Below are 10,069 nucleotides of genomic sequence, written 5' to 3'. Positions count from 1 at the left end.
CTCGCCAGGTACAGCACCGCGTCGCTGACGTCGCGCGGCTCGATGAACTTCACCGGCATCGTGTTCAGGAAGATCCCGCCGACACCGGGGTTGTCGGCGATCAGCCGGTCCATGTCGGCCAGGCCGTCGACGAGGGTGGTGCGGACGCCCGTGGGGTGCACGGTGTTGACGCGGACGTGGTGGCGGCCCAGCTCGTTGGCCATCACCTGCGCCAGCCCCACCACGCCGTGCTTCGCCGCCACGTACGGCGCGAGGAACGGCACGCCCTTGATCGCCGCCGTGGAGCCGGTGGCGATGATCGAGCCACCGCCGGCCGCGATCAGGTGAGGCGCGGCGACGGTCATCGTGTTCCAGACCCCGGTGAGGCCGACGGAGATCGTGTCGTCCCAGATCTGGGGCGTGACCTCGTCCCAGGGCTTGAGCACGCAGATCCCCGCGTTGGCGACGGCGACGTCCAGCCGCCCGAGCCGCGCGACGCCGTCGGCGACCGCGGCGGCCAGCGCGTCCCGGTCGCGGACGTCGGCCTGGACGGCGACGATCCGGCGGTCCAGCGCCTCCACGGCCTTGACGGTCTGCGCGAGATCGTCGGGCGTGGCCATCGGGTACTCGGCGGAGGCGTTGTCGGCACAGACGTCCACCGCGATGATGTCGGCGCCGTGCTCGGCGAGGGTGAGCGCGTGGCTGCGCCCCTGCCCCCGCGCCGCGCCGGTGATCAGCACGACCTTCCCCGCCACACGTCCGCTCACGATCTGGTCCTCTTTCTGTCGTAGGGCACGAACTCGGCGCCGAACAACTCGCGCGCGAGGACGATCTTCTGGATCTTGGCGGTGCCGTCGGCGCTCTCGACGGCGAGCACGTCACGCATCCGCTGCCGGCCCGGCCGGCAGCGCGGACGCACCGAGCGACGACCCGCGCCGGCGCAGCTCCCACGGGAACTCGCTGGGCTTCGCCCGCGCCAGGTAGCCCGACGCCGGCTCGGCGCCGGCGAACTTCCGGATGCCGTCGCGGATGGCGGCCTGGTCGTCGGTCGGTCGACGTGCATCGAAACCTCCTACATTCAATGACAGTGTGTTCCCCGAGGTGTAGAGTGTCAACGCATGGGACCGATCAGCAACCGCTACACCGAGCTCGTCGGCATCGAGCACCCGATCGTCCAGGAGGGCCTCGGCCCGTATCGGACGTCCAAGCTCGCGGCGGCGGTCTCGCAGGCCGGCGGGCTGGGCACCGTGTCCATGCCGGGCATGCCCGAGGACCTGCAGGCCGGCGCGCGCACGTTCCTGTCCCACATCGAGGAGTGCGCCTCGCTGACGGACAAGCCGTTCGCCGTGAACATCCCCGTCGGGGTGGACGCGCGCGGCGCGATCGTCGAGTTCACCGACGTCTACATCCGCGCCGTGCTCGATGCGCGGCGGCGCGACGCGGGCCTGGCCGCCCAGCTCACGGTCATGACGACGTCGGCGGGCTTCCCGGGCGTCTACATCGACCTGATCAAGGACGCCGGGATGGTGCACCAGCACAAGGTCGGCTCCACGCGCCAGGCGATCAAGGCCGCCGAGGCGGGCGTCGACGTCGTCATCGCCGCCGGGTTCGAGATGGGCGGGCACGCGCCGGCCGCGGGCGTGCACACGTTCGTCCTCGTTCCGAAGGTCACCGAGGCCATCGACATCCCCGTGGTGCTCACAGGTGGCGCCCGCGACGGCCGCACGCTCGCCGCCGCGCTCTGCATGGGCGCGGACGCCGTGGCGCTGGGCACGCGCTTCATCCTCTCGGAGGAGAACTCCGACTGGCACCCCAACTACCTGCAGGCTCTGCTCGACGCGAAGGAGGGTGACGACGTCGCGTTCACCGGCGTCTACGGGCCCTGCCGCGGCCTGCGCAACCCCGCATCCGAGGCACTGCTGGTGGCACAGAACGACCCGGACGCCGACCCGGTGGCGCTGATCCGCCACAAGATCGAGTCGATGTCCCGCGCACAGACCGACGGCGACACGGTGAACAGCCTCGTGATGACCGGGCAGGTCGCGGGCGCCATCGACCACGTCATCCGGGTGGCCGAGTTCGTGCCCGCGATGGCCGAGGAGGCGGCGGCGGTACTGGCCCGGCTGGCCGGGAACCTGACGGGCGCGGCACCGGCCTGATCGACCGGGCACAGCGGATCAGTGCTTGCGCACCACCCGCTCCTCCGTGCCCTCCCGCCGGACCGTGATGTCCCAGACCGTGATGTCGAGGTGGCCCCCGCCAACCGCCACCGCGGAGGCGCCGGTCACGTGCACGGCGAAGAAGTGCCCGAACTCCTGACCCCGAAGCTCCAAGCCCGTCTCCTCGAACAGGGCCACCGCGAAGCGCTGGTGCAGGGCCGGGTCCCGGACATCCTCGACGACGCCCCACACCTTCGCGTCACCGTTCGTCACCTGGGTGTCGACGGTGGCGGTGTGCAGCCCTGACGGCTCCTGTCACCTTCAACCCGGGGACGTCTCCGCCACGACCTCGTTCCAGCGGGCGTGCGCGTCGTCGTACCACTCGGTGCGCAGCTCCTGGAACATCGCCGCCGCGCGCCGCCCGATCCAGTCGGGCAGCAGCGCCTCGGGCAGCTGCGGGTCGACGAACGGGAAGCGCTGCCACTGGCTCACCAGCTCCACGTGGGTGAGCAGCACGGGGTCGCCGGGCTCCGGCTGCACGCCGTCGTAGGTGCGCAGCAGCTCGTCGTACATCGCGACGAGGCCGTCGAGGTCCCACGCGCGCTGCACGATCTCCGTGTCCGACAGCCCCACGTCCGTGGACGAGCCGGTGAACGACAGCGTGGACTCCCGCAGCCCGAGGTCGGTGACCACCCGCCGCGCCTCCGCCGCCCGCTCGGGGTGGGGCGTGAGCCAGACGCTCGGTGTCGGGTTGCCGAAGCCCGCCCAGCTCAGCGCGCCGTAGAGCTTCTTGCGGACGGTGCGCAGGCTCTGCGGGACGGTGATCAACAGGATCAGCCAGTTGCCGTCCCACGCGGGTGCGTCCGCGCTGAGCGAGTACACGCGCTGGGCGCCCTCCTCGATCAGCTGCCGGCCCGCGGGCGTGATCTCCCACCGCACCTCGCGGCCGTGACGCTCGCCGACGATCCAGCCGGCCGCGGCGCCGCGCGCGATGGCCTGGCGCGCCGTCTGCTCCTCCACGCCGACGCCCGTGAGCACGTGCAGCAGCGACGAGGTCCACACGGGTTCGCCGACAGGGAGCACCAGCTCGCCGAGCACCGTCAGCAGCAACGACCGCGCGCTCCCGGCGCTCACGACGGGCCGTCGCACGCTCGCTGGAGGCATTCGATCAGTCTAGGGATCACGGTCACCGCGGCGACGCAGGCCTGGCCGAGCGCAGCCCGACGGTGGCGATCGCGCACGTGCGCGCATCGGCCCCGCGCGCCAGCACCTCGACCACGGCCAGCGAACGCCCGCCGTGCAGCACGGTCGGGGTGAGGACGACGGGCGCAACGGCCGGGCGGACGTAGGTCACCCGCAGCGACGCGGTGGCCAGCCCCGACCGGGCGACAGCGCGCCGCGCGGCGCACTCCGCGGCGCACGCCACGACCCCGCCGTGCACCCGGCCTGCGGGGTTGACCAGGTCCGGACGGTCGGGCAGCACGAGCACGCCGTCGGCCCAGCCCACGCCGAGCAGCTCGGGCAGCGAGCCCGCACCGCGACGGACCGACGCCGGCCCGTAGGCCCCGTCGAGGACCGACCGCGGGACGCCGGGCACGAACCGCGACCACGTGGTGCCCACCGCCACCACGGACCCGTCCGCGGCCCGGACGGTGCCACGGCTGAGCCCACCGGCGTCGTCCACCGACACCGGCTCCGCGTCGGCGTCGAGGCGCGACCCGTCGGCGGGCAGCGGGCCGCCGACGTCGATCGTGAGCTCGGTGGTGACGGCCCAGCTCCCTGCGGGCCGGTGCACGATCACGGCCTGGCCGAGGAGGTCGTCGAGCAGCACGCCGAGCGCTCCCGCCGCCGGACGGCCGTCGCCGTCGTGCAGCCACGGACCGGTCGCCATCGACAGCCGCGCGACTCCCCCGTCCACGGTGACCGGCCCGGTCCGGAACAGCTCCTCCGGGCCGCCGTGCGGCGTGAGGAGCAGCTCGGATCGACCGACAGTCGAGGACACTGCGTCGCGCATGATGTACACCATAGGTGCCCACCTGCCGTGATCGTCAATCTTCGACAGCTCTAGCGCCTCAGGACCGTGATGTGTAGGCTATTTTTCGCGTGATGCAGGCCACCCAGCACGATCTCACCCCGCGACTCACCCGCGACGACGCAGGAGGACGCATGCCGGCCCTCACCGACTCCTACTGGCCCGCCGACGACACGCTCCCGATCCTCGAGGAGACCGTCGGCGGGCTGCTGCGCCGCGCCGCGGCGGAGGTCCCCGACCGGGTGGCCCTCGTCGACGCCGTGCCCGATCCCGCGCAGCGGCGGAGCTGGACCTACGCCGAGCTGCTGGCCGACGCCGAGCGGGTGGCCCGCGCGCTGCTGGCCCGGTTCGCACCCGGCGAGCGCGTCGCGGTCTGGGCACCCAACTGCGCGGAGTGGCTGATCGTGCAGCACGGAGTCAGCCTCGCCGGGATGATCCTCGTGCCGGTCAACCCCGCATACCGGCAGGCCGAGCTCGAGTACGTGCTCACGCAGTCGCGCGCTGTCGTCCTCCTGCACGCCGACGGGTACCGCGGCTTCGACATGGGGGCCGCGGTCACCGCCGCGCGGGCGAACGCGCCCGCACTGCAGCAGGCGGTGTCGCTCACCGACTGGGACGCCTACCTCGGCTCCGGCGACCCGGCCACCGCCCTGCCCGACGTCGCCCCGGGCGACCACCTGCAGATCCAGTACACCTCCGGCACCACCGGCTTCCCCAAGGGCGCGCTGCTGCACCACCGCGGCATCGTCAACGCGTCGCGTTTCGTCTTCCTGCGCGCCGACGCCCACGACGGCGCGGTGTGCATCAACTCGATGCCGATGTTCCACATCGGCGGAGGCGCCGTCACCGGCATCGGCACCCTCTCGCAGCGCGGGACCTACGTGCTCATGCCCGGCTTCGACCCCGGCCTGCAGCTCGAGCTCACCGAGACCTACCGCGGCACGATCATGTTGCTGGTGCCGACGATGCTCATCGCCGTCCTCGACCACCCGGACCGCCCCGGCCGCGACCTGTCGAGCATCGAGACGATGCTGTCGGGTGCCTCGTTCGTCCCCGCCGAGCTGGTGTGCCGCACGCAGGACACGCTCGGCTGCTTGTTCAGCATCCTGTTCGGGCAGACCGAGATGCACGGCGTGATCGCGCAGACCGGCACCTCCGACAGCCCCGAGGACCAGTCGCGCACCATCGGCCGCCCGCTCCCCCGCGCCGAGGTCAAGATCGCCGACCCGGAGACCGGCGAGCCGCTGCCACTGGGCGAGTCCGGCGAGATCTGCGTGCGCGGCTACCAGGCGATGCACTCCTACTTCGAGCTCCCGGACGCGACCGCACTGGCGATCACCGCCGACGGCTGGCTGCACTCGGGCGATCTCGGCGCGATGGACGAGCGCGGCTTCCTCACCATCACCGGCAGGCTCAAGGACATGATCATCCGGGGTGGGGTGAACATCTATCCGCGCGAGATCGAGGACACCCTGCTCACCCACCCCAAGGTCGCCGAGACGGCCGTGCTCGGCGTCCCGCACCCGACCTGGGGCGAGACGGTGAACGCCGCGATCCGCCCGGTCGACCCCACCGACCCACCGACCCCGGACGAGCTGCGCGCCTTCTGCCGCGAACGGCTCGCCGCGTTCAAGACGCCGTCGAGCTGGTTCCTCGTCGACGCCCTGCCGGCCACGCCCACCGGAAAGATCCAGAAGTTCGTGCTCCGCGACCGCATCGAGGGCGGCGAGCTCGCCCCCACCCCCCTCGCCGTGGGGCCGGAGGGCCGCACGTCCGTCCCGGGCTGAGCGCGCTCGCGATCAGGCGGCTCCACCGCCGATCCGGCTCGTGATCGCCCGGGCGGTCCGGCCCACCTCGTCGACGAGCACGGCGTGCGTCCGCTCGTCGGACTCGTGCTGCGGGAACGTCACCGCGACGGCGGCGACCGGGTGGCGGGCATGGTCGAGCACCGCCACCGCGACGGAGGCGAAGCCCGGCGACACCTCGCCCTGCTCCACGGCGTACCCCGCGCGTCGCGCCTCGACGAGCAGTCGCTGCAGGGCCGACAGCGACCTGGGACCCACGTCGTGGCGGGTGACGAACGCGTCGGCGTGCGGGAACAGGGCCTTCAGGTGGGCGGCGGGCATCGCGGCCAGCATCGCCCGCCCACTGGCCGTCAGCGGAGCGGGCAGCCGCACGCCCACGTCCGTGACCAGCGGCGGACGGCCCGCGGCGCGCTCCTCGATCACGTAGATCACCTCGCGGCCGTGCGTCACGGCGAGGTGCGCGGTGTGGCCGGTGCGGTCGGCGAGGCGGGCCATCGGCACCCGGGCCAGCCGGGTGAGCGGCTCCTGGCGGCTGTAGCCGGTGCCCAGCTCGTAGGCGGCGACGCCGAGGCAGAACCTCCGCTCGTCGACGAGATGGACCACGAAACCGCTGGTCGCGAGCGCGGCGAGCAGCTGGTAGGCGGTGGAGCGGGGCAGTCCGAGATCCCGCGCGATGGCGGCCGCCGGCACCGGGCCCGCCTGCCGTCCGAGGTAGGACAGGATCGCCAGCACCTGCTCGGCCGCGGGAGCCTTCACGGGATCGGCCACATGGAGCACGCTAGCGGAAACTGTCCGGGATCCCGGACAGCATCACACCGCGGACCATGGTGGAGGCCTGCGCGGCGGGTGTCCCATGGAGTGATGCACGTAGTAACGGTCGGTATCGGCCCGCTCACTCCCCAGGATGTCCTCGCCGTCGCCCGTGGCGGTGCCGCCACCGTCCTGAGCCCCGAAGCCGGCGCCGAGATCGCCCTGAGCCGCAAGGTCGTGGAGGCGTTGGCCCACGACGTCGTCCCGCACTACGGCGTGTCCACGGGGTTCGGCGCGCTCGCCACCCGGCAGATCCCCGCCGAGCTCCGCGCCCAGCTGCAGCGCAGCCTGGTGCGCTCGCACGCGGCAGGCTCGGGCGACGAGGTGGAGCGCGAGGTGGTCCGCGCGCTCATGCTGCTGCGGCTCTCCACGCTGGCCACCGGCCGCACCGGCATCCGCCCCGAGACCGCCCACGTCTACGCGGCGATGCTGACGGCCGGCATCACGCCGGTGGTGCGCGAGTACGGCTCGCTCGGCTGCTCCGGCGACCTCGCCCCGCTCTCGCACTGCGCGCTCGCGGCGATGGGCGAGGGTGAGGTCCGAGACGCCGACGGCGTGCTGATGCCCGCCGCGCAGGCCCTCGCCGCCGCCGGCATCGAGCCCGTCGTCCTGCACGAGAAGGAGGGCCTCGCGCTCATCAACGGCACCGACGGCATGCTCGGCATGCTCGTTCTCGCCTGCCACGATCTGCGCACGTTGCTGCGCACCGCCGACATCACCGCGGCGATGAGCGTCGAGGCGCTGCTGGGCACCGACGCCGTGTTCGCCGCCGACCTGCAGGCGCTGCGTCCGCACCCCGGCCAGGCCGACAGCGCCGCCAACCTGCGCGCGCTGCTCGCCGGTTCGGCCGTGACGGAGAGCCACCGCAACCCCGGGTGCACCCGCGTCCAGGACGCCTACTCGCTGCGCTGCGCCCCGCAGGTGCACGGCGCCGCCCGCGACACCCTCGCCCACGCCGAGGCGGTCGCCTCCCGCGAGCTCGCCGCCGCCGTCGACAACCCGGTCGTCACCGCCGACGGACGTGTGGAGAGCAACGGCAACTTCCACGGCGCCCCCGTCGGCTACGTGCTCGACTTCCTCGCCATCGCCGTCGCCGACCTCGCATCGATGAGCGAGCGGCGCACCGACCGCTTCCTCGACGTCGCCCGCAACAACGGGCTGCCCGCGTTCCTCGCCGACGACCCGGGCGTCGACTCCGGCCACATGATCGCCCAGTACACCCAGGCCGCGATCGTGTCGGAGCTCAAGCGCCTCGCCGTCCCCGCGTCGGTGGACTCGATCCCGTCGAGCGCGATGCAGGAGGACCACGTGTCGATGGGGTGGTCGGCCGCGCGCAAGCTCCGCCGCGCCGTCGACGGGCTGGGCCGGGTGCTCGCGGTGGAGCTGCTCACCGCCGCCCGCGGCCTCGACCTGCGCGCCCCGTTCGCCCCCGCCCCCGCGACGGGCGCGGTCGTCACGGGTCTGCGCGCCACGGTGGCGGGGCCCGGCCCCGACCGCTACCTCGCGCCCGAGATCCAGGCGGCCTTCGCCTACGTCATGTCCGGCGGGGCGCTGGCCGCCGCCGAGTCCGTCACCGGCCCGCTCTCGTAGCTCGACCGACATCCAGGGGAGATCATGGAAGGCGCCCGTCCCGTCCGCGCCCCGCGCGGCACCACGCTCACCGCGCGGTCGTGGCAGACCGAGGCCCCGCTGCGCATGCTGCAGAACAACCTCGACCCCGAGGTCGCCGAGCGGCCCGACGACCTCGTCGTCTACGGCGGCACCGGACGCGCGGCCCGGGACTGGCGCTCGTTCGACGCGATGGTCGCGACGCTGACCACCCTGGCCGACGACGAGACGATGCTCGTCCAGTCCGGCAAGCCGGTGGGGGTGCTACGCACGCACGAGTGGGCGCCGCGGGTGCTGATCGCCAACTCCAACCTGGTCGGCGACTGGTCGACGTGGCCGGAGTTCCGGCGCCTGGAGAAGCTCGGCCTGACGATGTACGGCCAGATGACCGCCGGCTCGTGGATCTACATCGGCACCCAGGGCATCCTGCAGGGCACCTACGAGACGTTCGCCGCCGTGGCGGCCAAGCGGTTCGGTGGCACCCTCGCCGGGACGCTGACCGTCACCGGCGGATGCGGCGGGATGGGCGGGGCACAGCCCCTCGCCGTCACGCTCAACGGCGGCGTCTGCCTCGTGGTCGACGTCGACGGCGCCCGGCTGCTGCGCCGTGTCGAGCACCGGTATCTCGACGTGCTGGCCGGCTCGCTCGACGAGGCGGTGCGTCTGTGTGCGCAGAGCAGAGCCGAGCGCCGGGCCCTGTCGGTGGGCGTCGTCGGCAACTGCGCCGAGGTGCTGCCGGAGCTGCTGCGTCGCGGCGTGGAGGTGGACGTCGTCACCGACCAGACCTCCGCGCACGACCCGCTGTCCTACCTCCCCACCGGCGTCGCCCTCGACGACTGGCCCGACTACGCCGCCGCCAAGCCCGAGGAGTTCACCGACCGGGCGCGCGAGTCGATGGCCCGGCACGTCGAGGCGATGGTGGGGTTCCAGGACGCGGGCGCCGAGGTGTTCGACTACGGCAACTCGATCCGCGACGAGGCCCGCCAGGGCGGCTACCACCGCGCGTTCGCCTTCCCGGGGTTCGTGCCGGCCTACATCCGGCCGCTGTTCTGCGAGGGCAGGGGCCCGTTCCGCTGGGTGGCGCTCTCGGGCGACCCGGCCGACATCCACGCCACCGACAAGGCCGTACTGGAGCTGTTCCCGGACAACGACCACCTGCACCGCTGGATCCGCGCCGCCCAGGACAAGGTCGCCTTCCAGGGCCTGCCCGCACGCATCTGCTGGCTCGGGCAGGGCGAGCGCGACAAGGCAGGCCTGCGGTTCAACGAGATGGTGGCCTCGGGCGAGGTGTCGGCGCCGATCGTGATCGGCCGCGACCACCTCGACACCGGCTCCGTCGCCTCCCCCTACCGTGAGACCGAGGCCATGGCCGACGGTTCCGACGCCATCGCCGACTGGCCGCTGCTCAACGCGCTGACGGCGGCGTCGTCGGGCGCGAGCTGGGTGTCGATCCACCACGGCGGTGGCGTCGGCATCGGCCGCTCGCTGCACGCGGGCCAGGTCACGGTGGCCGATGGCACCGCGCTCGCGGCGCGGAAGATCGCGCGCGTGCTGACGAACGACCCCGGGACGGGCGTCCTGCGCCACGCCGACGCCGGCTACGACACCGCCGTGGACACGGCCGCCGAGCAGGGCCTGCGTCTGCCGATGCGGGAGGGTTCGTGACGTTCGACGGC

At 73.2% G+C, this 10,069-nt stretch carries 10 protein-coding genes; 4 read left to right on the top strand and 6 right to left on the bottom strand.

Annotation, left to right across the window (positions count from 1 at the left end; all coding sequences use genetic code 11):
* Nucleotides 1–746, bottom strand: a 746-nt coding sequence (locus JWR81_RS33180) for a mycofactocin-coupled SDR family oxidoreductase (protein WP_297661840.1), incomplete at its 3' end; no start/stop codon positions are given.
* Nucleotides 747–857: 111 nt separating this feature from the next.
* Entirely contained in the window at nucleotides 858–1,061 is a 204-nt protein-coding gene (locus tag JWR81_RS33175) for a hypothetical protein (protein WP_297661838.1), read from the bottom strand.
* Between the two features lie 36 nt (nucleotides 1,062–1,097).
* Here JWR81_RS33175 and JWR81_RS33170 point away from each other — a divergent pair, with 36 nt between their 5' ends.
* Entirely contained in the window at nucleotides 1,098–2,138 is a 1,041-nt protein-coding gene (locus tag JWR81_RS33170; RefSeq protein ID WP_297661836.1) for a nitronate monooxygenase family protein, read from the top strand.
* Nucleotides 2,139–2,156: 18 nt separating this feature from the next.
* On the opposite strand, the gene JWR81_RS33165 is transcribed toward JWR81_RS33170, so the two are convergent.
* Genes JWR81_RS33165 through JWR81_RS33155 form a run of 3 tightly spaced genes read right to left on the bottom strand, consistent with a single transcriptional unit; the run spans nucleotide 2,157 to nucleotide 4,152 of the window.
* A complete protein-coding gene (locus JWR81_RS33165; protein ID WP_297661834.1) occupies nucleotides 2,157–2,411 on the bottom strand; it encodes a hypothetical protein in 255 nt (84 codons plus the stop codon).
* A 48-nt stretch (nucleotides 2,412–2,459) separates the two neighbouring features.
* Nucleotides 2,460–3,302: a PaaX family transcriptional regulator C-terminal domain-containing protein gene (locus JWR81_RS33160; protein WP_297661832.1), complete on the bottom strand. Its 843-nt coding sequence runs from the start codon at nucleotides 3,300–3,302 to the stop codon at nucleotides 2,460–2,462.
* Between the two features lie 22 nt (nucleotides 3,303–3,324).
* The gene (locus JWR81_RS33155; RefSeq protein ID WP_297661830.1) at nucleotides 3,325–4,152 is read right to left on the bottom strand and encodes a PaaI family thioesterase; all 828 of its coding nucleotides are present in this window, start codon (nucleotides 4,150–4,152) and stop codon (nucleotides 3,325–3,327) included.
* A gap of 152 nt (nucleotides 4,153–4,304) precedes the next feature.
* On the opposite strand from JWR81_RS33155, the gene JWR81_RS33150 reads away from it, so the two are divergent.
* Nucleotides 4,305–5,957, top strand: coding sequence for an AMP-binding protein (locus JWR81_RS33150; protein ID WP_297661828.1), 1,653 nt, complete (start codon nucleotides 4,305–4,307; stop codon nucleotides 5,955–5,957).
* Nucleotides 5,958–5,969: 12 nt separating this feature from the next.
* Here JWR81_RS33150 and JWR81_RS33145 read toward each other — a convergent pair whose 3' ends face one another.
* Entirely contained in the window at nucleotides 5,970–6,743 is a 774-nt protein-coding gene (locus JWR81_RS33145; protein WP_297661827.1) for an IclR family transcriptional regulator, read from the bottom strand.
* Nucleotides 6,744–6,836: 93 nt separating this feature from the next.
* Between JWR81_RS33145 and hutH the strand changes: the two genes are divergently transcribed.
* Complete coding sequence (hutH, locus tag JWR81_RS33140) at nucleotides 6,837–8,375, top strand: histidine ammonia-lyase (RefSeq protein ID WP_297661825.1); 1,539 nt, start codon at nucleotides 6,837–6,839, stop codon at nucleotides 8,373–8,375.
* Nucleotides 8,376–8,399: 24 nt separating this feature from the next.
* The gene (gene hutU, locus JWR81_RS33135) at nucleotides 8,400–10,058 is read left to right on the top strand and encodes a urocanate hydratase (protein ID WP_297661823.1); all 1,659 of its coding nucleotides are present in this window, start codon (nucleotides 8,400–8,402) and stop codon (nucleotides 10,056–10,058) included.
* Nucleotides 10,059–10,069: the final 11 nt, after the last annotated feature.

Source organism: Pseudonocardia sp. (assembly GCF_025965585.1).
In the GTDB taxonomy this organism is placed as follows: Bacteria; Actinomycetota; Actinomycetes; order Mycobacteriales; family Pseudonocardiaceae; genus Pseudonocardia.
Note: the sequence above shows the minus strand (reverse complement) of the source record. Positions and strands in the feature narration are given on the sequence as shown.

Coding starts and splice junctions, on each gene's coding strand:
- hutU (WP_297661823.1), top strand. CDS start 8,400: ATGGAAGGCGCCCGTCCCGTCCGCGCCCCGCGCGGCACCACGCTCACC.
- JWR81_RS33155 (WP_297661830.1), bottom strand. CDS start 4,152: ATGCGCGACGCAGTGTCCTCGACTGTCGGTCGATCCGAGCTGCTCCTC.
- JWR81_RS33160 (WP_297661832.1), bottom strand. CDS start 3,302: ATGCCTCCAGCGAGCGTGCGACGGCCCGTCGTGAGCGCCGGGAGCGCG.
- JWR81_RS33150 (WP_297661828.1), top strand. CDS start 4,305: ATGCCGGCCCTCACCGACTCCTACTGGCCCGCCGACGACACGCTCCCG.
- hutH (WP_297661825.1), top strand. CDS start 6,837: ATGCACGTAGTAACGGTCGGTATCGGCCCGCTCACTCCCCAGGATGTC.
- JWR81_RS33170 (WP_297661836.1), top strand. CDS start 1,098: ATGGGACCGATCAGCAACCGCTACACCGAGCTCGTCGGCATCGAGCAC.